Raw genomic sequence first — 22,436 nt, forward strand, 5'->3', positions numbered from 1 at the left:
GACGGGTCCTCCGGACTTCGCTGTGGCTGGTGGGCCGGACGTCGGCGTCCACCCCGGTCACCGGTACGCCCTCGCCTGCAGCTCGAACATCTCCGCGTAGAGGCCGTCGGCGGCGATCAGGTCGGCGTGGCCGCCCAGCTCGGCGACCCGGCCGTCGGCGAGCACCACGATCAGGTCGGCCAACTGGACGGTGGAGAAGCGGTGCGACACGAACACGCTGACGGCGCCGGTGGCGGCGGCGACCCGGGCGGCCTGGAGCCGGTACCGCTCGAACATCGCGTGTTCGGCCTCGGCGTCGAGGGCGGCGGCGGGCTCGTCGAGGACGACCAGCAGGGGGTCGTCGCGCATGAACGCCCGGCCGAGGGCGAGCTTCTGCCACTGGCCGCCGGAGAGTTCGGCCCCGTCGGCGTACTCGCGGCCGAGCTGGGTGTCGAGGCCGGCTTCGAGTTGCCCGACGAGGTCGCCGGCGCCGGCGCGCTCCAGCGCGGCACGCACCGCCGGCTCGTCGTCGAGCCGGGGCAGGTCGCCGACGCCGATGGTCCGCCGGGCCGGCAGTTCGAGGCGGACGAAGTCCTGGAAGCCGGCCGCGATCCGGGCCCGCCACCCGGGCAGCGGCAGGTCGGCCAGGTCGACGCCGTCGACGAGGACCCGGCCGGCGGTCGGGCGCAGCAGCCCGCAGACGAGCTTGACGAGGGTGGTCTTGCCGGCGCCGTTGTCGCCGACGATCGCCACGGTCGCGCCCGCCGGCAGGTGCAGGTCGAGGTTGGCGAGCACCGGCTGTTCCCCGCCGGGGTAGCGCAGCTCGACGCCGACGAGCCGGATGCCGTCGCGCAGCCGCTCCGGCGGCGACCCGGCCGGCGGGGCGGGTGAGCCGGCGGGGCCGGGCGGGTCAGTGGGGCCGGGCGGGTCAGTGAGGCCGGGCGGGTCAGCGGAACCGGCGGGGCGGGCCTCGTCCCGGTCGGCGCGCTCCCCGGCCCGGACCAGTTCGTGGACCTCGTCGAGCCGCTGGTAGACGCTGCGCAGCCGCTGGAGGTCCTGGAGGACACCGACCGCGGCGGCCACCTGCTGGTTGACCTGCGCCGCGATGGTGATGACCAGGATGACGTCGCCCACGCCCCGGCGGCCGGCGACGGCGTCGCGCAGGATCAGGAGCACGGCGGCGATGTAGCCGCCCGCGAACGCCAACTGCCCGAGCATGCGGACGAGGCTCGCCACGGCCTGCGTGCGCCACAGCCGCCGGGTGGCGTCCTGCCAGAACGCGCCGTGCCGGCGGCGTGCCTCCTGTTCCAGGCCGAAGACCCGCAGCTCCTTGCCGGACGCGGCGTGGGTGGCTAGGCGGAACAGGCCCAGGGCCCGGCGGGTGGACTCGGCGCTGGCCTCCCGAGACCGGTCCACCATCCGCTCCGCCCGCCGGCCGGCCAGCAGCGGCGGCACGGCGACCAGCGGCAGCAACAGCAGCAGCGGGTGCAGCGAGGCGAGCACCGCCGTCGTCAGCGTCATGGACACGGCCAGGCCGACGCCGGTCAGCACGGCCTGGAGGCCGACGCGGAGCTGCTCGACGTCCTCCTCCAGGATCCTGACCTTGTCGGCGAACTCGGGCTGCTCGAAGTGGGCCATCCCGGCCGAGCCGTTGGTGGCGTCCATCAGCTCCTGGTGCAGGTGCAGGACGTCCAGCTCCGACAGCTCGAAGTAGGCGATGTGCGCGAAGTGGCCGAGGGTGAGGCCGGCGATCAGCAGCACCGCCACGGCGACCCCGGCGAGGCTCGCGGCGACCGGCCGCCCGGCGTTCGCGGCCTCGAACAGGACGCGCAGCATGATCGCCACCAGGGGCCACGCCGCCGCGCCGGCGACGACGAGCACCAGCGCCGTGACGGCCTTGCGCCGGTCCTGCCGCAGCGAGGTCCGCCACAGCGACCAGGCGGCCGACAGCAGTCCGCGACTCATCCGAGGCTCCGTTCCTGTCCGATCTCCACCGGCGCGCCGTCGCCCTCCGGGCCGCCCGGGTCGTCGCCGTCCCGGCCGTCCGGGCCGTCGCCGTCCGGGTGGTCCGGGTCGTCGTCCGGGCGGGCGTCGAGGAACCGGGCCGCCTGCAACTCGAACAGCCGGGCGTACCGGCCGCCGTGGCGCAACAGTTCGTCGTGCGAGCCCTGCTCGACGACGCGCCCCTCGGCCAGCACGACGATGTGGTCGGCGCGGCGCACGGTGGCGAACCGGTGCGAGATGAGGACCGTGGTGACGCCCGCCGTGGCGGCGATGATCTCGTCGAAGAACCGCGCCTCGGCGCGGACGTCCAGGCTGGCCGTCGGCTCGTCGAGGACGAGCACCGACGCGCCGTGGCGGACGGCGAACAGCGCCCGGGCGATGGCGAGCCGCTGCCACTGGCCGCCGGAGAGGTCCACCCCGCCGCGCAGCTGCCCGGACAGCGGGGTGTCCAGCCCCTGCGGCAGCGCGTCGAGCGTGCCCAGGATGCCCGCCGCCTCGGCCGCCGCCCGGATGCCGGCGAGGTCACCGGCGTGCCCGGCGGCACCGAGCGCGATGTTGTCGGCGGCGCTGGCCTCGTACCGCAGGTAGTCCTGGAAGATCACGGCGAGGTTGCCGCGCCAGCGTGCCACGGGCAGGGCGTCAACGGGCTGCCCGCCCGCGGTGATCCGGCCCGAGGTCGGGGTCGCCAGCCGGGCGAGCAGCTTGACCAGGGTGGTCTTGCCGGCGCCGTTGAGCCCCACGATCGCGGTGCACCTGCCCGGGGGCAGGGTGAGGTCGAGATCGGTGAACACGGGCGCGGACCGGTGCGGGTAGCGGTAGGACACCGCCTCGAACCGGATCGGCACGGCGGCGGGCGGCGCGCCCGGCTCCCCGGCGGGGCGCGGCGCGGGCACCGGCGGGGGTGCCGATGCGGGCCCGGGAACAAGGGCGGGGGCTTGGGCGGGGGCCTGGTCCGGGGCTGATCGGGCCCGCATGCCGGCGCGGAACTCGTCGACCGCCCGGTAGGCGTTCATGCCGAACTGGGTCTGCACGTCGGCCTCGGGATAGAACTCACCGAGCTGGATCGCCGCCAGGACGGCCTGGATAACCAGCGCCAGCCGGGTGAGGTCGACCTCCCGCTGCCCGCCGGCCAGGCCCAGCGCGGCGAGGACCGCGACGAGCACCACCAGCCCGAGGGCCGTGTAGCCGAAGTAGGGCCGCAGGTAGACGCGGCGGCGCTCGGCCCAGACCGGGCGCATCCAGTCCAGGTACGCCGCCGCGTACTGCTCGCGCAGCCACGGCAGGAGACCGAAGACGCGGATCTCCTTGGCGGCCGGCTTGCCCGTGGCGACGGAGCGGAAGTATGTCAGTCGGCGCACCTGGGCCACGATCGTGCCGTAGATCGCCGCGTACTTGCGCAGGCCACCGCGCTGCCCGTGGCGGAACGCCAGGACGGCGGCGAGCAGGCCCACGCCCGCGAACCAGGAGAACACGACGCCGACGACCACCGCGTACCCGGTGAGCTGGCCGTAGCGGGCGAGCAGCGCCAGCATCCCGGCGCAGGCGGCCCCGGGGCTCTGGAATCCCTGCTCCACCTCGCGGGACGCCTCGCTGAGCCGGTCGGTCAGCGCCCGGTCGTCCAGCGGTTCCATGCCCGGGCTGCTCAGCGCGGCGGCCATCAGCTCGTCGGCGACCCACCCGTCGACGCGGCGCTGGACCAGCAGCCCGGTGGTGAGCTGGAGCTGGGCCAGCAGCTGCTGCGCGCTGAGCGCGGCGGCGGCGACGACGAACGCGGTCACCAGCCGCCCGAACGCCGGCGAGTCCACGCCGTCGCGGACGGCGGCGGGCAGCCGCCCGACGAGCAGGCTCGTCATCACGATGAACAGCACCGGCGCGGCGGCCAGCAGCACGTTGTTGACGACGGCGGCGGTCACCGCCGCCCAGCCCGCGCGCGGCAGCAGCCGCACGATGCGCCACCGGTCCACGGCGGTGCGCCGCAGCACGCCGAGCGCGGTAATGCGTTCCTGCCCGTCGACGGTCATACCCGTTCCTCGATCCCCGCGAGTTGGTCGGCGCGGTCCTGCGCGCGCCGGAACGCCTCCGCCGCCGCCGTGCCCTCGGCGAAGGCCCGCACCGCGTCCAGCCCGGCGGTGTCCCGCGCGCCGCCGACGACGTGGTGCCAGACGCCGGCCGCGCGCACCGTCGCCACGAGGCCGTCGTCGGGCACCTGCCCGGCGGCGATCACCACGGTGTCGGCGGGTACGGTGCGCGGCTGCCCCTCGGCGTCGGCGAAGTGCACCCCGGCCGGGCTGATCCGCAGGTCGCGGACGCCGGGCACGACGTCGACCCGCTGCCGGCGCAGCTCGGCGAGCACCGCCCACCGCGTCGAGCGCCCCAGCCGGGGGCCGAGCCGGCGGCCCCGGTGCAGCACCGTGACCCGCCGTGCCGGCCCGGCCGGGTGGCTGGCCAGGTGCGCCACGTCCACGGCGACGCCGCCGCCGCCGATCACGACGACGCGTTCGGCCAGCGCCCCGTCGGCGAAGGCGGCCGGATAGTCGAGCACGTGCGGCAGCTCGACGCCGGGGATCGGCACCGGCCGGGGCAGCACGCCGGTGGCGACGACCACCCCGTCGTAGCCGCCGAGCAGGTCCCGGTCGGCGGCGGTCATCCGACGGCCGGTGCGCAGCTCGACGTCGAGCCGGGCCAGCTCGGCGACGAGGAAGCCGATCGCGGCGAGGTAGTCGGCCTTGCCGGGCACCCGGCCCGCCAGCCGGAACTGGCCGCCGGGCTCGTCGGCGGCCTCGTACACGGTGACCCGGTGCCCGGCCAGCGCAAGCTCGCGGGCGGCCCTGAGGCCCGCCGGTCCGGCCCCGACGACGGCGACCCGGCGGGGCGACGCGGCGGGCGTCGCCGCCGGCTCGTGCTCGCGCCCGACCCGGGGGTTGACCATGCAGGACACCGGCTCGTCGGCCAGCGACCGGTCGATGCAGGACTGGTTGCAGGCCACGCAGACGTTCACCGGCCGGCCGGCACGGGCGTTGGCGACCAGCGCCGGGTCGGCGAGGAACGGCCGCGCCATCGACACCAGGTCCAACGGCGTGCCGGCGAGGACGGCCTCGGCCTGCGACAGCCGGTTGATCCGGTTGCTGGCCAGCACGGGCAACGCGCCGACGGCCTGCTTGACCGCCGCCGCCACCGGCACCCAGTGCCCCGGCGGGACCACGGCCTGCACGGTGGGGACCGGGGACTCGTGCCAGCCGACCCCGACGTTGAGGGCGTCCGCACCGGCAGCGGCGAGCGCGCGAGCGTACGCCAGGACGTCGTCGCGGGTCGTGCCGCCGGCCATCAGGTCGTCACCGGTCATCCGCATGATGACCGGAAAGTCGGTGCCGACGGCCGCGCGCACCGCCCGGACCACCTCCACCGGGAAGCGGGACCGCCGCCGCGGGTCGCCGCCCCACTCGTCGTCGCGAAGGTTGGTCAGCGGGGAGAGGAACTGGTCGAGCAGGTAGCCCTCGGAGCCCATGATCTCCACGGCGGCGAAGCCGAGGTCGCGGGCGTGGGCGGCCCCCCGGGCGAAGTCCGCGACCGTGTGGGCGATGCCGGCGGCGTCGAGCGCGGTCGGGGTGTGCCGGGAGAACGCGCTGTAGACGGCGGACGGGGCGACCGGGTGGGGGCCGCCCGCCGCCGGCCGGGCGTACCGGCCGGCGTGGAACAACTGCAGCGCGAGCAGCCCTCCGGCCGCGCGCACCTCGGCGGCGACGCGCCGCAGCCGGGCGCGGAAGCGGGCGTCGTCGAGCACGCCGTAGCCCGGCCCCCCGGCGCCCTCCGGGCTGACGGCCGCGCCGCCGGTGACCATCAGCCCGGCCCCGCCCCGGGCCCGCTCGACGTAGAACGCCGCCAGCGCCGCCCCGCCGTCGTCGCGGGCCTCCCAGCCCAGGTGCATGGCTCCGGTGACGACGCGGTGCGGCAGCGCCAGCCGGCCGATCCGGCCGGGGCGCAGCACGTGCTCCAGGCCGGACGTCATGTCAGGGGGGCGGTCAGGTCCTGGACGAACGGCGGCGAGACGATCGACAGGCCGCCGTCGGCGACGATGGTCTGCCCGGTGATGTACTCGGCCGCCGGGGAGAGCAGAAACGCGACGACGTCGGCGATCTCCTGCGCGGTGCCCATCCGACCCTTGGGGATCTTGGGCAGCACCGTGGACAGCGGGGCCATCCCGGGCACGTCGTAGAAGTACTGCGACGACTCCGTGTCGATGATGCCGCCGTTGACCGCGTTGACGTTGATGCCGCGCCCGCCGAACTCCAGGGCCATGTAGCGCACCCACGCCTCGATCGCGGCCTTGGCCGCGCCGAGGTTCGCGTACGTGGGGTAGGCGCGGATGCTGCCGTAGCTGGACAGGGCCACGATCCGGCCGCCGTCGGGCATCAGCCGCACCGCGTGCTGGCAGCCGAGCACGAACGCGCGCAAATTCATCGCGTACGAGCGGTCGAGGTGGTGCACCTTCAGGTCCATGATGTTCTTGAACGAGCTGGCCGCCGCGTTGCAGACGAAGTAGTCGAGGGTGCCGAACTCCTGCTCGGCGGCGGCGAACAGCCGGTCGATCTCCTCGGGCTGCTCGACGTCGGCGGCCACGGTGAGCGCCCGGCCGCCGAGCTGCTCGATCTCCTTGCGGACCTGGTCGGCCAGCTCCGCGTTCTTCTTGTAGTTGACGACGACCGAGCCGCCGCCCCGGGCCAGGGTGAACGCGAGGGCCCGCCCGATGCCCCGGGAGCTGCCGGTGATCAGTGCGGTCTTGCCGTGGTAGCTCGTCACCGTTGCTCCGCCAGGATCTCTCGTGCGATGACCGTCTTCTGGATCTCGTTGGTGCCTTCCTCGAACCGCTGGGCGCGGGCGTCGCGGTAGACGCGCTCGATGGGGCTGCCCTCCCAGTAGCCGATGCCGCCGTGCGCCTGCAGCGCCTTGTCGGTGACCCGGGTCAGCATGTCGACGGCGACCAGCTTGGCCATCGAGGACAGCGCGTCCGCGTCGGCGGCCCCCGCCTCCCACCGCCGCGCCGCGTGCAGGGTGAGCTGCCGGGCGGCCTCGATGTCGGCGGCGTTCTCGGCGAGCGCGAAGGCGATCGCCTGGCGGGCGGTCAGCGGCTTGCCGAAGGTGACCCGGCGGCGCGCGTGGGCGACCGCCAGCTCCTGGGCGCGGCGGGCCAGGCCGACGCAGGTCATGGCGACGCCGATGCGGCTGGGGGTGAGGAAGCCGCCGAGGGCGACCGCGAGGCCCGCGCCCTCCTCGCCGAGCCGGTTGGCCACCGGCACCGGGGCCCCGTCGAAGATCAGGTGGGCGTGGTCGGTGCCGCGTACCCCCATGGTGTCGGCCATCGGCTCGACCCGGACGCTTGGGACGTGCCGGTCCACCATGAGCGCGACGGTGCCGTCCTTACCGGTGGTGCCGGCGAGCCGGGCGAACAGCAGCCAGTAGTCGCAGCTCACCCCGAAGGTGATCAGGTGCTTCTCGCCGGAGAGGAGATAGGTGTCGCCGTCGCGGACCACGCTGGCGCGCAGGTCGGCCCCGGTGCCGGCGGTGGGCTCGGTGAGGGTGAACGCCACCCGCAGGTCGCCGGCCACCTGCGGGAGGACGAACCGCTTGCGCTGCTCGTCGGTGGCGAACTGGTCCATGGCCCGCCAGACGCCGTTGCAGACGTGCACGATCATCCGCAGCGACGCGTGGGACATGGAGAACAGTTCGAGCAGCCGCAGGTACTGCGTGAAGGAGAGCCCGGCGCCGCCGTACTCGGCCGGGGCGGCCAGCCGCAGGTAGCCACGGTCGCGCAGGTCGTCCCAGAGCTGCGGCGGCACCGCCCGGGTGCGCTCGATGGTCTCGGCGTACTCCTCGCCGGGCCCGCGGACGAACGCCTCGACCTCGCGGGCGAGCGTCGCGAACGCCTCGCCGTCGTCGTCGGTCACGTGGCCTCCTCGCTGATGATCTGCTTGAGCTGGTCTCGCAGCACGAACTTCTGCACCTTGCCGACCACGTTGCGGGGCAGCTCGGGCACGGTCTCCAGCCGCTCGGGCCAGTACTGCTTGGCGACCTTGCGCGCGTCCAGGAACCGCCGCATCCCGTCGAGGGTGAACGGCTCGGACGAACCCCCCGGCCCGGCCGCCTCTGCCGGCCCGGTTGCCTCCGGTGCCGGCTGCGGCACGACGAAGGCGCAGGCCCGCTCGCCGAGGCGCGGGTCCGGCATCGCGACGATCGCCACGTCGCGGACGGCCGGGTGGGTGTGCAGGAGCTGCTCCACCTCGGCCACCGGGATCTTCTCCCCGCCCCGGTTGATGACGTCGCGCACCCGGCCGGTGATCCGGACGAAGCCGGCCTCGTCGATGACCGCCAGGTCCCCGCTGCGGTACCAGCCGTCCGGCGTCAGGGCGGCGGCCGTCCACTCCGGATGGTCGAGGTAGCCGGCGAAGAGGCAGTCGCCGCCGACCTCGAAGTTGCCCTCGGTGCCGGCGGGCAGGACGCTGCCGTCGTCGCCGGTGACCCGGATCCGCACGCCGCGCAGCGCGCGGCCGTCCGTGCCCCAGGCGCGGGCCGGCTCGTCGGTCGGCGCGGCGAGCGTGCCGAGGCAGGACTCGGTGGAGCCCCACGCGCCGCACACCGCCGCCCCCAGGGTGCGGGTGGCCCGCTCGGCCAGCGTGCGGGGCACCGCCGCGCCGGTGGCGACGAAGACGCGCAGCGCCTCGGGCGGCCCGCCGCCGGTCTCGACGGCGTCCACCAGGTCGGCGAGGAACGGCGTGGCGGCCTGGACGAAGGTCGCGCCGGTGCGGTGCAGGGTGGCCAGGGCGGCGGGGCCGCTCCAGATGGGCTCCAGCACGACCGGCGCGCCGAGGACGAAGCCGACCCACATGCCGTAGAGGAAGCCGGTCTGGTGCGCCAGGGGCGACGGCACGTACAACCGGTCGGCTGCCGTGAGCCCGAGGTGGCGGGCCTGCATGGCCGCCGCGCGGGTCAGCGTGTCGGCGCGGTGCAGCACGCCCTTGGGCTGGCCGGACGTGCCCGAGGTGAACATGAGCTGGGCGAGGGCGTCCGGGGCGGGCCGGCGGGCGGAAAGGGCCGCCGCGTCGGGGCGCTGCCGGGCGAGGGCCGCGTCGAACCGCTGCCACCGCGCGGCCGGGCCGCCCTCCGGCGCCGGACCGGGCGACGCCGGGCCCGCCGGCTCCGGCCCCTGGGACGCCGGGCCCGGCGGCAGCGGGCCGTCGCCGCCGACGACGAGGACGTGCGCCACGGCCGGCGCGCCGGGCGCGGCCAGCACCGACGCGGTCTCGGCGACGTGGTCGCGCCCCCGGAATGCGGCGGGCACCACGAACACCCGCGCCCGCGAGCGGCGCAGCAGGTCGTCGACCTCCCGCTCGCGGAAGAACGGCATCATCGGGCAGCAGACCGCGCCGACGCGCAGGGTGGCGAGGGAGAGCACGACGAACTCGTGCCAGTTGGGCAGCTGCCAGGCGACCACGTCGCCCGGCCCGACGCCCAGCTCCAGCAGCAGCGCCGCCGCGGCGTCCGCGCGCCGGTCCAGCTCCCGCCAGGTGAGTACGCCGCCCGGCCGCCCCGGCGAGGCGGCCTCGATCACGGCGGCGGTGCCCGGGTGGGCGCGGGCGTGCCGGCGTACCAGGTCGGCGGGGCCGGTGGCGGCCAGCCGGGCCGGGGACGGCAGCGCCGCCGGCCGGGCCGGCTCCCGGTCGGCCGGCGGCCTGTCGACCGGTGCCCGGTCGACGGACATGTTCAGGCCGACCGCGTTCATCTGGTCGAGGAACTGCGGGTAGGAGATCCGGTGGGCGTTGGGGTAGGTGAGCCGGCTCTCGCCGGAGGCCCGGGACGCGGCCACGGCCAGGGCCATCAGCACCCGGTGGTCGTTGAACGACGACAGGTCGGCCTCCCGCAGCCGGTCCACGCCGTCGCAGACGAGCCGGTCGGCGTCCAGCCGCACCCGCCCGCCCATCCGGTTGAGCTGGAGCATCGCGGCCACCCGGTCGGACTCCTTGAGCCGCACGTGCGCCACGTTCTCCAGGACGGTGCTGCCTCGGGCGTGGGCCCCGAGCACGCTGAGCACCGGGAGCATGTCGGGCACGGCGCGGCAGTCGACGCGTACGCCGGCCAGCCGCGACCCGTCGTGCCGCACCCGCGTCCAGCCGGTGGCCGGGTCGCGCAGCAGCGGCAGGCCCATCTCGCGCAGGTGGTCCAGCAGGTCGGCCTCGGGGTGGTCCACCTCGCCCGACGGGCCGGCCGCCAGCCCCCGGAACAGGACGTCGGACGGGTGCAGGGCCGCCGCCGCCAGGCCGAAGGCCGCCGCGCCGACGTCGGGCGGCAGGTGGATCTCGGCGGGGGTGGCCCGCTGCCCCGGCTCGATCTCGAACCGCCGCCCGTCCGCGCCGACGCTCACGTGCAGGCCGAACCGTCGCATCATCGCGATGGTCAGGTCGACGTAGGAGCGCTCGTTGAACGGGCCGACGACGTCGACCACGGTCGGGCCCGTGGCGAACGGGCCGACCAGCAGCAGGCTGGAGATCCACTGCGAGAGGGTGCCCGGGATCTCCACCCGGCCCCCGGTCGGTGGACGGGCCGGGACCCGGATCGGCAGGAGCCCGCCGGTGGACCCGATCTCCACGCCGATGCCGGCCAGCGCGTCGAGCAGCGGGCCGATGGGCCGCCGCCGGAAGTACTTCTGGCCGGTGATGGTGACCGGCGACCCGGCCAGCGCGGCCAGCCCGGTCAGGAAGTAGAGCGTCGTGCCGGAGCTGCCGACCGAGACCTCCGGCCGGACCGGCCGGTAGGGGCCGCCCCGCACCACGAACGTGTCGTCGTCGACGGTGATCGACGTGCCGAGGTCACGCAGGGCGCCGATGGTGTGGCGCACGTGGCCGGCGCCGCAGGCGCCGTGGATGCGGCTCGTCCCGTCGGCGAGCGACGCCAGCATCAGCGCGCGGTGGGCATGGTATTTCGATGCCGGTATGTCGAGTTCCCCCACGAGGGGTTCGCTGGTCCCCTTGATGACAAGACGCACGGTCGCTCCCCGCAGTGTGTGTCAGCCGGTCGCGGTCTCGCCGCGCGACGCCGTCGTCCCGCCGGCCTGAGCCGTCGCGGCGGGGGGCACGCCGGTGCCCGTCGCCGGCGACACGCCGACCCCGCCGAAGACGGCGTGCATGCCGCCGTCGGCGTGCACCACCTGCCCCGTGGTGTGCCGGGACAGGTCCGACAGCAGGAACAGGACCGCGCCGACGACACGCGCCGGGTCGGCGCGGTCCCAGCCCAGCGGGGCCCACCGCTCGTACTGGTCGGCCAGCTCGGCGAAGGTGCGCACCCCGCGCGCCGACACGGTCTCGACCGGGCCGGCGGCGACCAGGTTGACCCGGATGCCGGACGGCCCGAGGTGCAGCGCGAGGTAGCGGGCGACGGCCTCCAGCGCCGACTTGTAGACCCCCATCCAGCCGTAGCCGGGCAGCGCGCGGGTGGAGTCGACGGTCAGGCCGACCGCCGCGCCGCCGCCCGGGGCGCGCGCGAGCAGCGGCGCGAGCGCGGTGGTGAGCTGCTGGAAGGAGTACGCCGAAGCCCGGAACCCGTCGAGCACGCCGCTGGCCGGCGCGCTGACGAAGCCCGGGCCCAGCGCGTCGGGCGGCGCGGCGGCGATGCTGTGCAGCACGCCGTCGAGCTGCCCCCAGCGGCTCTCGATCTGCTCGGCCAGGGACGCGACGCTCTCGTCGGACATGACGTCCAGGTCGAGCACCTCGGCCGGGGACGGCAGCAGGTCGGCCACCTTGCGGGTGATGCGGGCCACCCGACCGAACGAGGTCAGGACGACCTCGCAGCCCTCCCGTTGCAGGGCCGCCGCCACGTGCCAGGCGATCGACTCGTTGTTGAGGACGCCGGTGACGAGGTAGCGGCGCTTGTCCAGGCTGAGCAGGGAGGTCAATGTGACGCGCCCGCGACGATCCGCGTGACGAGTTGCCCGATGGTGACGTCGGCCAGCTCGCTGCGCGGGATCTCCACCTTGAACTCCTTGACGACCATGGCCATCAGGTCGGCGACGTCCAGCGAGTCGATGTCGAGCTGGTCGAACTTGGCGTCCGGGGTGATCGCCTCCTCGTCGACGCCGAGGTCGATCAGCTCCACGCGGAGCCGGTCGGCGACGACGGACTCGGTGATCGGGGCAGAGGGGGAAGACATGCGGGGCGCTCCTTCGATCGGATGGGTTGGCTACGCGGCCAGCGGCGCGCGGCGGGCGAAGTTGGCGTGGTGCCGCTGCGCCCAGTACCACTGACGCCAGTAGCTCTCCGCCAGGTCCAGCCAGGTCTCCAGCCGGCCGACGTCGTCGAGGAACCGGTTGGCGCTGACCAGGAGCCAGCTGTAGACGCCCTGGCTGTCGCGGCAGTCGGCGCAGTTGCCGGACGTGCAGCAGAACTGGAGGGTCTGGTAGTCGGCGCCGTAGACGGCGAAGCCGTCCAGGACGGGGTTGCCGTTGGCGATCCGGTCGGCGTGGTCGGGGTGCTCGACGCTGATGCTCGGGCAGACGTCGTAGCCGAACTGGCCGCCCCAGTGGCTGCGCCCGGTGATCAGCGTCTCGATGAAGTACGGGTGGCTGACCACGGTCTCCGGATACTTCTCCTTGATCCGCAGCGCCTCGGCGAGGGTGCGCTGCTCGTTGTCGATCCGCAGTGCGTGGTCGCTGCCGTGGTCGGAGTAGAAGTTGAAGGTGACCTGGTTGCCGTTGTCCTGGATCGCCCGCACCGTCGGCTCGACGTACTGCAGGCCCTCCTCGGACAGCGCGTACACGAAGATGACGCGCGGGTCGTTGCGGTAGTGCCCGAGGGCGGTCTCGAAGAGCCCGGTGAACGCCGACCCGTTCGGGCGGTAGCCGCGCAGGGAGTCGTCGAGCGGGCCGCCGCCGAACAGGCTGATCGCCACCGCGACGTCCTCGAACCCGGCGCGCGGCAGCGGCCGGATCCCGTTGGTGGAGATCGTGACGTACGGGAGCCGCTCGACGAACGGCACGACCCGGTTGAGCACCAGCGTGGGCTCGCCGCCGATGAGCGTCGCCTGGGTGACGCCCCGGGCGACGAGCGAGTCGACGAAGTCGGAGATGACGACGGGGTCCGACGTCTCGGGGACGGCCGCGTCGAAGCCTCCCTCGAAGTACCAGCAGCCCTTGCACCGGATGTTGCACGTGGTGGTCAGGTGGACCTCGGACGCGGTGACCCGCAGGCCCATGTCCCGGACGGCGGCGAGCCGCCCGGCCAGGTCGGGGCGGCCGGCGAGCAGCGCCTGGAGCCGGGCCTTGGCCTCCTTGCGGGAGGGCGGGCGTGGATTGATGGCGACAGGGGTGGGCATGACGCGGTCGTCCCTTCCGTCAGTCCGGTACGACGAGCCCGAGGGAGTGGATGCGGGGCGTGACCGTCTGCAACCACTTCTCCAGGGCCTCGCGGTTGGTCGTCCTGCGCAGGCCGAACCGGACCGCCCGCTTGGAGCGCTCGGAGTCCGGCGTGCCGAAGAGGCCCTGGAACACCGGCCACAGGCGGTTGAGGCCCGCCTGGAGCTGCTCGCGGCCCTCGTCGGTGGTGGCCAGGTTGCGGCAGACCCGCGCGCCGTGCGCGATGTGGATCTTCTCGTCCAGGATGATCGTGCGGACGGCGTCGGCCCAGGGCTTGTAGCTGCTCTCGGCGAACTCCCTGATCATCAGCAGGGCGCTCTCCTCGCCGATGTAGGAGTAGATCCCGCGCTCGGCCCACGTGGTGCACTGGTGCAGGCGCTTGTCGGAGAAGAGCCGCCGCTCCTCGATCGTCTGCTCCTCCATGTAGGTCGTGTCGATGCCGATCTCGGCGAGGACCCGCTTGCCGATCTTGTAGTGGTCGTACTCCTCCGCCGCCCGCTCGGCGCACACCTGGCGCTCCTCGGCGTTGGGGGCCAGCGGGATGAACATCATGGTGTAGTCGTCGCCGCCGGAGAGCTCGCCCTCCGTATTGATCATGACCTGGCTGATGAGCGCCTTCTGGTACGCCCGGGGCATGCGCTTGAACTCTTCGGGGGTGCGCACCACGACTTCCTCGTCGTCGAGAATCTCGACTGACATGACAAACCACCTCCTGTCGACTAAAGCCCGAATGGTGCCGGCCGGAAAGAAAGGGATCTGCCGCACCGTTACGGCATTCCCGCCGAATCGCGTGGAGTTCTGGTGGCCCGAATCAGGTCCGGGTCGGGGAAAGACTGTCGGCGGCCAGCCGCTGCACTTCCGGCCGCTGGATCTTCCCGAGCGGGGTACGGGGGAAGGCGTCGACGCCGATCTCCTTGAGCGCGACGAACCTGCGGGGCACCTTGAACGGGCTCAGGAACCGCAGCAGCGTCGTGCGCCAGGCGTCGTCGTCGGCGACGGCGCCGGGCAGCAGCGTGTAGACGAGGATCAGCTCCACGCCCGTGACCGGGTGCGGCAGCGCCGCGACGACGGCGTCCTCGACGCCCGCCAGGTGGGACACCGCGTTCTCGATCTCGGCGGGGTAGACGTTCTCGCCGCTGACGATGACCATGCTGTCGATCCGGTCGACGATGGACAGCTCGCCGCGCTCGTCGAGGTGCCCCAGGTCGCCGCTGCGCACCCAGCCGTCGTCGAGCCGCTTCGCGGTGAGCTCCGGCGCGGCCTCGTAGCGGGTGAAGATGCTCGGGCCGCTGAGCAGGACCTCGCCGTTCTCGCCCGCCGGGACGTCCCGCCCGTCCGGGCCGACCACGCGCACCCGGGCGAACGGCACGGGCAGCCCGGCGCTGCGGGGCTCCCCCGGCCGGCGGTCGCGCGGCTCCACCGTCGTCAGGGAGGTCATCTCCGTCATGCCGTACACCTGGTGGACGCCGATGCCGAAGGTGTCCTCGAAGCGGTGGATCAGCTCGGGGCCGAGCGCCGAGCCGCCGGCGAGGACGCCCTTGAGGCTGCCGGTCGCCGGCCGCTCCGGCCGCTCCACCAGGTTGGCCAGGTAGGCGTTGACAACCAGCGTCCAGGTCGGGCGGTGCCGGTCGACGTAGTGCCAGAACCGCACCAGCGCCGTCTCGGAGCGCACGCAGACCGACCGGCCGCCGCTCCACAGCGGGGTGAGCGTCGGGAACCCCTGCCCGCCGGCGTGGAACAGCGGGACGACGTTGAGGAAGACGTCGTCGGGGCCCGCGTCGGCCCACTTCACCATGGCCAGCGAGTTGGCGAGCAGGCTGCGGTGCGACAGCACGACGCCCTTGGGGACCCCGGTCGAGCCGGAGGTGTAGACGATCTCCGCGTCGCCCGCCCCGCCGTCGCGGGGGGCGGTCAGCTCCCCCTGGTACGCCGCGCCGCGCGCCAGCACGTCGGCCAGGAGGGCTGCGGCGTCGTCCACGGCGACCCGGCGGGACCCCGGGCCGATCTTCGCGGCGACCGGCGTGGGGGCGAGCACCAGCGCGGGCGCGCAGTGCGCGAGCAGCGCGTCCAGCTCTCCCGGCCCCGACTTCGGGTTGAGCGGCACGAGGACGCGCTGCGCGGCGATGACGCCGATGAACAGCAGCGCCGTCAGCGAGGAGTTGTGCATGACCACCGCCACCCGGCCGCCCGGTGGCACCCCGTGCTCGTCGAGCAGCGCGGCGCAGCCCCGGGTGAAGGTCAGGACGTCGGCGAAGCTCGCCGCCCGGCCGCCCGGCTCGGCGGGGACCAGGTACGGGCGGTCGCCGTGGCGCTCGGCGGCGGCGCGGACGAGGTCGAGCAGGTTCGTGGTGACCGCGAGATCCGGCTCGTCCAGCGGACTAGGCATGTGTGCTGTCGCTGCTGGCGGTCGCCCCCACCAGGTCACAGAGGCGGTTCACCGTGGGGTTGTCGAAGATGACGTCGACGACGTCGACCCCGTAGGCCGTCTCGACGCGGGTCACGATCTCCACCGCCGCGACCGAGTCCATGCCCAGCGCGACGAGGTCCTCGTCCGGCCCGAGGGTGGAACGGTTCAGCACGTCGGCGCAGATGGATGTCATCTTCAGTTGCAAATCGGTCATAGTCACTGAAGCGGTCTCCATGTCAATGTGATTCCACGGGCCACCGCGACCTTGCAGCAGCGAGCGAGTCCCTCGCTTGGGAACTCGTCGGGACCATACCGAGGGGGCCTGACGCTGTCCAGAAGGGACATCGATTCGTCCCACCACCTGCGACGTCCGGATATCTGCGCCACAAATTCGTTTACATATATGTATCATCGGCCGCATGGGGGAAAGGGCCGGCCGAAGGCCGAGCTGATGCTGAGCGAGGAGGAGCGGGCACGGCTGGCGCGGGGCGCGCGGGCCGCCCGTTCGACACAGGCGTACGCGCTGCGTTGCCGGATCGTGCTGGCCTGCGCCGACGGGGCCAGCAACGCGGAGGTCGCGGCCCGGTTCGGCGTGTCACCGCCGACCGTGGGCAAGTGGCGGTCCCGGTTCGTGACGCGCGGGCTGCCGGGCCTCGCCGACGCACCGCGCGCCGGCCGGCCCCCGACGATCGGGCCGGGCCGGGTGGAGCAGGTGGTGGCCGCCACCCTGGGTTCGCAGCCGGAGCGGGCGGCCCGCTGGTCCCGGGCGTCGATGGCCGCGCACAGCGGGCTGTCCGCCTCGACGGTCGGCCGGATCTGGCGGCGGTTCGACCTGCGGCCGCACGTCCAGGACGGGCACCGGCTCGCCGCCGACCCGCGGTTCGTGGCGCGGGTCGGCGGCCTCTGTCGGCATCCGCCGGGATCGTGAACGGACTTCGGGCGCGGAGCCGCCGCCCGACGAGCCTCAGGGCTTGCGGGCCACCCCGCCGACGATGGTGTGGTAGGTGGCGGTCTGCTTGGGGTCCTCCTCGCCGTCCGGGTGCCACTCCGCCAGCGGGACCAGCCCGGGCGGCAGCAGCTCCAGGTCGCCGAAGAAGCCCATGATCTCCTCGCGGGTGCGCCACCGGCCGGTGCCGAGGGTCGCGTTGAACACCTTCTCCACCGCGCGCGCCCGCTCCGAGACCTCCGGCTGGGCGTCGCCCGGATCGTGGAAGTGGGAGATGGCCAGGTAGCTGCCGGAGGGCAGGGCGGCGACGAGCCGCCGGGCGACGCCGGCAGGGTCGTCCTCGTCGTTGAGGTGGTGCAGGATCGCCAGGAGCAGCAGGCCGACCGGCTGGTCGAAGTCGATCAGCTTGCGTTCGGTGAGCTGCGCCAGCAGCTCCTCGGGCCGGCGGGCGTCACCCCCGAGCACGGTGGTGGTGCGGGCGTCGGCGAGCAGGGCCCGGCCGTGGGCGAGGGCCATCGGGTCGTTGTCCACATAGACCACCCGGGCGTTCGGGTCCACCTCGTGGGCGATCTCGTGCACGTTGCCCTGGGTGGGCAGCCCGGAGCCGATGTCGAGGAACTGCCGGATGCCGGCCTCGGCCGCGAGGAATCTGACCGATCGCCGGAGGAAGGCCCGGCAGGCCAGCCCCGCCTCGGGACCGTCCGGCGTGATCTGCATGGCCATCTGGGCGGCCTGCCGGTCGACCGCGAAGTTGTCCTTGCCGCCTAGGTAGTAGTCGTAGACCCGGGCAATGCTGGGCCGGGTGGTGTCGACGCCCGGAGGCGCCACATTCTCGCTGGTCAACGCTTCGACCCCTCCGCACACGGCCATGGTCGCTCACAGACTGGCGGGGAGACCACACACGACACCCATGGCTGCCAAACCGACGCCGGCCCACGAAAGTTGAGACCGGATGTGCCCTGAGGGTAGATGAGCAACCCTGAAACGTCGATTCCACCCACGACAGTCCGGACGGCCGGGGCGCAGGAGTTGCCCACCTCGACGACTATCCATTGAAGGGTGACGATGTTACCGGGCCATTTCGCTGAACTCAAGCACTGCGACCCACCCCGCCCCACATGGGAAGTTGGCGGCAACGAAATCATGCAGATCGATGGATTAGGACTTATGCTGCCCGATGTCCCCATCGCGCCCGACGGGCTCGTCCGCCACCACCGGAGCCACTCGGCGGATCCGTCGCCGCGCCACCCCGCGCCCGCCATCGGCGGCGGGCCCTCGCCGATCGGAGCCCCCGATGGTCCCGACTCCCACACTCGCCGCACTGGCCAGCCTCTGCCTCGCCCTGCCCACCGCCGTCCCGGTGGGCGCCGCCGCCTCGCCCCCGCAGATTCTTCGCGCCGGCCATGTGAGCGCTCACACCACGACCGCGCTGGCCGGGCCACCCGGGGCCCCGCCCGGCGTCTGCCCGTCCGGCGCCAGCTACGGCCCGCCGCTGCCGGCGACCTCGGTCACGGCGGCGAAGATCCGGGGCGGCTTCTCGTTCCTCGAAGGGCCCGTCTGGCTCGCCGACCGGGGCTACCTGCTGGTGTCCGACATGGGCGCGGCCACCGGGCCGGAGCGGGTCCAGCCGTCGACCATCCGCCGCTTCACCCCGCCGGCGACCTTCGACACGTTCCTCGCCAACTCCGGCAGCAACGGGCTCGCCCTCAGCCCCGACGGGCGGCAGCTCGTCGCCGCCACACACGACCAGCGCAGCGTCTCGTCGTACCGCATCGACGACCTGGCCCGCGGCGTGGTCGCCGCCAACTACCAGGGCCGGGCGTTCAACTCGCCGAACGACGTGGCGGTCCGCTCCGACGGCGTCGTCTACTTCACCGACCCCAACTTCCAGCGCGGGGCCCGCGCCGACCAGATGAGCGGGCGCACCAGCGTCTTCCGCGTCTCCGGCGGCCAGGTGTCGCTCGTCGACGACGCGCTGCGCCAGCCCAACGGCATCGCGCTCTCCCCGGACGGCGCGACGCTCTACGTGGGCGCCTACGGCGAGAACAAGATCTACAAGTACGCCGTCGCACCCGACGGCAGCACCGGCCCCCGCAGCGTCTTCGTCAACTACGTCGGCGGCCCGGACGGCGGCACGATCGACTGCGCCGGCAACGTGTACTGGGCGTCGGGCTTCGACGGCCTGGTCCACGTCTACTCGCCCACGGGCGTCGAGCTCGGCACCGTCCGCTCCGGCTCCACGGGCACCACCAACGTGGCATTCGGCGGGTCCGACCGGCGGACCCTCTACGTCACCTCCGGCCCGACGAACGACTCCGGGCTCTACAGCGTGCGGCTGAACGTGCCCGGCTACCCGTACTGACCGCCAGGATCCACCGGAAGGGACGAATCACGTGCCAACCCGCCCCCTCGCCACCCTCGCACTGCTGACCAGCGCCTGCACCGTCCTGGCAGGTGCACCCGCCATCGCCGCGCCACCGCCGGCCGGCGGGTCGACGGCCGCAGCCGCCCGGTCCGCCGCCGACACCAGGCCGCCCACCCCGCCGACGAACCTGCGCAGCAGCAGGCTGACCTGCCAGTCCGTCACGCTCACCTGGTCCGCGTCCCGCGACGACGTCGGCGTCGCGAGCTACGACGTCTACCACGACGGGCAGCTCGTCACCTCCGTCGGCGGCAGCACGCTGACCGCCACGCTCACCGTCGCGCAGGGCGTCACCTGGGGCTGGTACGTCAACGCCCGGGACGCCGCCGGCAACGTGTCGCAGGCCAGCGCCACGCTCACCGTCACGCCACCGTTCTGCCAGGTCGACACCACTCGGCCCAGCACGCCGACCAACCTCGCCGCCACCGCCAACGGCACCGACGTGCGCCTGACCTGGTCGGCCGCCACCGACAACGTCGCCGTCACCCGGTACGACGTCCTGCGCGGCGGCACGACCGTCGGCTCCGTCACCGGCACGGCCACCAACCCGCCCGCCACCACGTTCACCGACACCGGGCTGGCGGCGAACACCCAGTTCAGCTACACCGTCGTCGCCCGCGACGCCCAGGGCAACGCCTCGGCGGCGAGCGCCCCGGTGACCGTACGCACCGGCTCGGCCTGCACGAGCGCGGTCTGCGGCACGACGGTGGTCACCACCGAGCGGGACCTGCCGTGGGGGCTGGTGCAGCTCTCCGACGGCACCGTCCTCTACGGGCGGCGCGACCTGTTCGACATCGTCGCCATGAACCCCGACGGCACCAACAAGCGCAGCATCGGCTCGGTGCCGAACGCCGCCGGCACCAACGGCGAGGGCGGCGTCCTCGGGCTGGCCGTGGCGTCGACCTTCGCCACCGACCGGTGGCTGTACATCTACCACACCACGGCGACCGACAACCGGATCGTCCGCATGCGCTACGACGGCACGCTCCAGACCAGCAGCCTCCAGGTGCTGGTGACCGGCATCCCGCGCAACAAGTACCACAACGGCGGTCGGCTGCGCTTCGGCCCCGACGGGATGCTCTACGCCGCCACCGGCGACGGGCAGACCCCGGACCGCGCCCAGGACGTCAACGACCTGGCCGGCAAGGTGCTGCGGATCCGCCCCGACGGCAGCGTGCCGGCGGACAACCCGTTCGGCAACCAGGTGTGGAGCTACGGCCACCGCAACCCGCAGGGGCTGGCGTTCGACTCCCGGGGCCGCCTCTTCGAGCAGGAGTTCGGCAACAACGTCATGGACGAGACCAACATCATCGTCCGGGGCGGCAACTACGGGTGGCCGGCCTGCGAGGGCACGGTCGGCGACTGCGCCAACCCCAACTACCTCGCACCGGTACGCACGTACCCCGTCGCCGAGGCCTCGTGCAGCGGCCTCGCCATCGTCCGCGACGTGGTGTACCTCGCCTGCCTGCGCGGCAACCGGATGTACCGGGAGGTGATCAGCGGCGACACCCTCACCGACGTGCAGCAGTACTTCGTCGGCACCTACAGCCGCCTGCGCACCGTCGAGCCGACCATCGACGGGAACCTGTGGCTGACGACGAGCACCGGCGGCGACAAGGACAGCGTCCCGAACAACAGCAACGAGCGGATCCTCAAGGTGACGCTCGGCGGCTAGCCCCACCCCACCACCATCCCCGTCCCACCAGATCGGAGCCCATGTCCGTGAAGCGTCTACTCAGGGCGGTGGCGGCCCTCGCGGTCGTGCCACTGCTCGCCATGACGGTGCTGATGGCCGCGCAGCCGGCCTCGGCGGCGGCCCTGACCCAGGTCACCAACTTCGGCAACAACCCCAGCGGCCTCAACATGTACCTCTACGTGCCCGACAACGTCGCGCCCAGGCCGGCGCTGCTGGTGCTGATCCACTACTGCGGCGGCTCCGGACCGGCGATCTTCAACGGCAACGGCCGCGACTACGTCACCGCCGCCGACCGGTACGGCTACATCATCGTGCTGCCCGAGGTCACGCGCAGCAGCAAGTGCTTCGACGTCTACTCGCCGCAGGGGCTGCGGCGCGGGGGCGGGAGCGACTCCGACGGCATCATCTCCATGGTCAACTATGCGAAGCAGCGGCACAACGTCGACCCCGCCCGGGTCGTCGTCAGCGGCTTCTCCTCCGGGGCGATGATGACCAACGTGATGGCCGCCGAGTATCCGGACGTGTTCGCCGCCGGCTCGGCGTTCAGCGGGGTCCCCGCCACCTGCTTCGCGACCGGCAGCAGCACCAACACCTGGAACGGCCAGTGCGCCGGTGGGCAGATCACCAAGACCGCCCAGCAGTGGGGCGACGCCGCCCGCGCCATGTACCCCGGCTACACGGGCCGGTACCCCCGGATGCAGTTCCTGCACGGGACCACCGACACCACCCTGTCGTACGTCAACTTCGGTGAAGAGATCAAGCAGTGGACCAACCTGCACGGGTTGAGCCAGACGCCGGCGTTCACCGACCGCCCGCAGTCGAACTGGACCCGCACCCGGTACGGCGACACGGGAACCCGGGCGACGGTCGAGGGCATCAGCATCAGCGGCGTCGGGCACGAGCTGCCGCAGGCCGGTCAGATCGCGTACTCGATCGCCTTCCTCGGCCTCGACGGCACCACCACCACGCCGACCCCGACCCCGACGACCCCGCCGCCGGCGGCCGGGGTGATGGTTGTCGGCACCCAGTCGGGCCGTTGCCTGGACGTGCCGACCAACGGCGGCAACGGCGTCCAGATCCAGCTGTGGGACTGCCACGGTGCCACCCAGCAGCGCTGGACCTACACGGCGGGCAGGCAGCTCACGGTCAACGGCACCAAGTGCCTGGACGCCAGTGGCGCCGGCACCAGCAACGGCACCCCGGTGATCATCTGGGACTGCCACGGCGGCGCCAACCAGCAGTGGAACGTCAACGCCGACGGCACTATCACCAACGCCCAGTCCGGGCTCTGCCTGGACGCCAGCGGGTTGGGCACCGCCAACGGCACAAAGATCATTCTCTGGTCCTGCAGCGGCCAGGCCAACCAGCGCTGGACGCTGCGGGCCTGATCCACGCGCCGCAGTCGGCCGCCCGGGCGCTCGAGCCCGGCCGGCCGGCCTGACGCCGGGCCGGGCAGGCACGGGCGGGGCGGGGTCGCGTCGACTCCGCCCCGCTAGCCCCAATGCCGGGTAGTTAAGGTTCCGGGCTGGTTGTCAAGACCGGCCCGGCGAGGATGTTGAGACTGATGGTGGCCTGGTAGGTGCGTCG

Annotated in this window: 17 protein-coding genes; 4 read left to right on the forward strand and 13 right to left on the reverse strand. The window is 73.6% G+C overall.

What is annotated here, in order from left to right:
• Positions 1–57 precede the first annotated feature (57 nt).
• From GA0070558_RS28825 to GA0070558_RS33645, 12 genes are all read right to left on the reverse strand, one after another.
• Complete coding sequence (locus tag GA0070558_RS28825) at positions 58–1,944, reverse strand: ABC transporter ATP-binding protein (protein ID WP_091285538.1); 1,887 nt, start codon at positions 1,942–1,944, stop codon at positions 58–60.
• A complete protein-coding gene (locus GA0070558_RS28830) occupies positions 1,941–4,004 on the reverse strand; it encodes an ATP-binding cassette domain-containing protein (protein WP_141722355.1) in 2,064 nt (687 codons plus the stop codon). Before GA0070558_RS28830 ends, GA0070558_RS28825 begins: the two co-directional genes overlap by 4 nt.
• Positions 4,001–5,989, reverse strand: coding sequence for an FAD-dependent oxidoreductase (locus GA0070558_RS34690; protein ID WP_091285541.1), 1,989 nt, complete (start codon positions 5,987–5,989; stop codon positions 4,001–4,003). Before GA0070558_RS34690 ends, GA0070558_RS28830 begins: the two co-directional genes overlap by 4 nt.
• A complete protein-coding gene (locus GA0070558_RS28840) occupies positions 5,986–6,780 on the reverse strand; it encodes an SDR family oxidoreductase (protein ID WP_091285544.1) in 795 nt (264 codons plus the stop codon). The genes GA0070558_RS34690 and GA0070558_RS28840 overlap by 4 nt, the downstream gene beginning before the upstream one ends.
• Positions 6,777–7,925: an acyl-CoA dehydrogenase family protein gene (locus GA0070558_RS28845; RefSeq protein WP_091285548.1), complete on the reverse strand. Its 1,149-nt coding sequence runs from the start codon at positions 7,923–7,925 to the stop codon at positions 6,777–6,779. Before GA0070558_RS28845 ends, GA0070558_RS28840 begins: the two co-directional genes overlap by 4 nt.
• Positions 7,922–11,017 (reverse strand): 3-phosphoshikimate 1-carboxyvinyltransferase, encoded by a 3,096-nt coding sequence (aroA, locus tag GA0070558_RS28850; RefSeq protein ID WP_091285551.1) that lies wholly within the window; start codon positions 11,015–11,017, stop codon positions 7,922–7,924. The genes GA0070558_RS28845 and aroA overlap by 4 nt, the downstream gene beginning before the upstream one ends.
• A 21-nt stretch (positions 11,018–11,038) precedes the next feature.
• Positions 11,039–11,923, reverse strand: coding sequence for an SDR family oxidoreductase (locus GA0070558_RS28855; protein ID WP_228986437.1), 885 nt, complete (start codon positions 11,921–11,923; stop codon positions 11,039–11,041).
• Positions 11,920–12,177 carry an acyl carrier protein gene (locus tag GA0070558_RS28860; protein WP_043960761.1) on the reverse strand — a complete coding sequence of 86 codons (258 nt, stop codon included), beginning with the start codon at positions 12,175–12,177 and terminating at the stop codon, positions 11,920–11,922. Before GA0070558_RS28860 ends, GA0070558_RS28855 begins: the two co-directional genes overlap by 4 nt.
• Before the next feature lie 30 nt (positions 12,178–12,207).
• Positions 12,208–13,338 carry a radical SAM family protein gene (locus GA0070558_RS28865; protein ID WP_077935114.1) on the reverse strand — a complete coding sequence of 377 codons (1,131 nt, stop codon included), beginning with the start codon at positions 13,336–13,338 and terminating at the stop codon, positions 12,208–12,210.
• A 19-nt stretch (positions 13,339–13,357) separates the two neighbouring features.
• A complete protein-coding gene (locus GA0070558_RS28870; RefSeq protein WP_176734421.1) occupies positions 13,358–14,077 on the reverse strand; it encodes a Phenylacetic acid catabolic protein in 720 nt (239 codons plus the stop codon).
• 112 nt (positions 14,078–14,189) lie between these two features.
• Positions 14,190–15,764 carry a class I adenylate-forming enzyme family protein gene (locus GA0070558_RS28875; RefSeq protein WP_091285555.1) on the reverse strand — a complete coding sequence of 525 codons (1,575 nt, stop codon included), beginning with the start codon at positions 15,762–15,764 and terminating at the stop codon, positions 14,190–14,192.
• Positions 15,757–15,999, reverse strand: a complete 243-nt coding sequence (locus GA0070558_RS33645; protein WP_256092179.1) for an acyl carrier protein — start codon at positions 15,997–15,999, stop codon at positions 15,757–15,759. The genes GA0070558_RS28875 and GA0070558_RS33645 overlap by 8 nt, the downstream gene beginning before the upstream one ends.
• 237 nt (positions 16,000–16,236) lie before the next feature.
• On the opposite strand from GA0070558_RS33645, the gene GA0070558_RS28885 reads away from it, so the two are divergent.
• Positions 16,237–16,713 (forward strand): helix-turn-helix domain-containing protein, encoded by a 477-nt coding sequence (locus GA0070558_RS28885; RefSeq protein ID WP_176734423.1) that lies wholly within the window; start codon positions 16,237–16,239, stop codon positions 16,711–16,713.
• A gap of 36 nt (positions 16,714–16,749) precedes the next feature.
• Here GA0070558_RS28885 and GA0070558_RS28890 read toward each other — a convergent pair whose 3' ends face one another.
• Positions 16,750–17,574, reverse strand: coding sequence for an SAM-dependent methyltransferase (locus GA0070558_RS28890; RefSeq protein WP_077935145.1), 825 nt, complete (start codon positions 17,572–17,574; stop codon positions 16,750–16,752).
• Positions 17,575–18,025: 451 nt separating this feature from the next.
• Here GA0070558_RS28890 and GA0070558_RS28895 point away from each other — a divergent pair, with 451 nt between their 5' ends.
• The 3 genes from GA0070558_RS28895 to GA0070558_RS28905 all read left to right on the forward strand — a co-directional run bounded on the left by GA0070558_RS28895 (position 18,026) and on the right by GA0070558_RS28905 (position 22,237).
• Positions 18,026–19,093: an SMP-30/gluconolactonase/LRE family protein gene (locus tag GA0070558_RS28895; RefSeq protein ID WP_091285566.1), complete on the forward strand. Its 1,068-nt coding sequence runs from the start codon at positions 18,026–18,028 to the stop codon at positions 19,091–19,093.
• Positions 19,094–19,124: 31 nt separating this feature from the next.
• Complete coding sequence (locus tag GA0070558_RS28900; RefSeq protein ID WP_091285569.1) at positions 19,125–20,828, forward strand: PQQ-dependent sugar dehydrogenase; 1,704 nt, start codon at positions 19,125–19,127, stop codon at positions 20,826–20,828.
• A 113-nt stretch (positions 20,829–20,941) separates the two neighbouring features.
• Positions 20,942–22,237, forward strand: a complete 1,296-nt coding sequence (locus tag GA0070558_RS28905; protein ID WP_218107126.1) for an extracellular catalytic domain type 1 short-chain-length polyhydroxyalkanoate depolymerase — start codon at positions 20,942–20,944, stop codon at positions 22,235–22,237.
• Positions 22,238–22,436: the final 199 nt, after the last annotated feature.

The sequence above is a fragment of the Micromonospora haikouensis genome (assembly GCF_900091595.1).
Taxonomy (GTDB): domain Bacteria; phylum Actinomycetota; class Actinomycetes; order Mycobacteriales; family Micromonosporaceae; genus Micromonospora; species Micromonospora haikouensis.

Excerpts from the sequence above, each read along its gene's own strand:
- GA0070558_RS28825 (WP_091285538.1), bottom strand. The coding sequence starts at position 1,944 with ATGAGTCGCGGACTGCTGTCGGCCGCCTGGTCGCTGTGGCGGACCTCG.
- GA0070558_RS28830 (WP_141722355.1), bottom strand. The coding sequence starts at position 4,004 with ATGACCGTCGACGGGCAGGAACGCATTACCGCGCTCGGCGTGCTGCGG.
- GA0070558_RS34690 (WP_091285541.1), bottom strand. The coding sequence starts at position 5,989 with ATGACGTCCGGCCTGGAGCACGTGCTGCGCCCCGGCCGGATCGGCCGG.
- GA0070558_RS28860 (WP_043960761.1), bottom strand. The coding sequence starts at position 12,177 with ATGTCTTCCCCCTCTGCCCCGATCACCGAGTCCGTCGTCGCCGACCGG.
- GA0070558_RS28865 (WP_077935114.1), bottom strand. The coding sequence starts at position 13,338 with ATGCCCACCCCTGTCGCCATCAATCCACGCCCGCCCTCCCGCAAGGAG.
- GA0070558_RS28870 (WP_176734421.1), bottom strand. The coding sequence starts at position 14,077 with ATGTCAGTCGAGATTCTCGACGACGAGGAAGTCGTGGTGCGCACCCCC.
- GA0070558_RS28875 (WP_091285555.1), bottom strand. The coding sequence starts at position 15,764 with ATGCCTAGTCCGCTGGACGAGCCGGATCTCGCGGTCACCACGAACCTG.
- GA0070558_RS33645 (WP_256092179.1), bottom strand. The coding sequence starts at position 15,999 with ATGACCGATTTGCAACTGAAGATGACATCCATCTGCGCCGACGTGCTG.
- GA0070558_RS28885 (WP_176734423.1), top strand. The coding sequence starts at position 16,237 with ATGCTGAGCGAGGAGGAGCGGGCACGGCTGGCGCGGGGCGCGCGGGCC.
- GA0070558_RS28895 (WP_091285566.1), top strand. The coding sequence starts at position 18,026 with ATGGTCCCGACTCCCACACTCGCCGCACTGGCCAGCCTCTGCCTCGCC.
- GA0070558_RS28905 (WP_218107126.1), top strand. The coding sequence starts at position 20,942 with ATGGCCGCGCAGCCGGCCTCGGCGGCGGCCCTGACCCAGGTCACCAAC.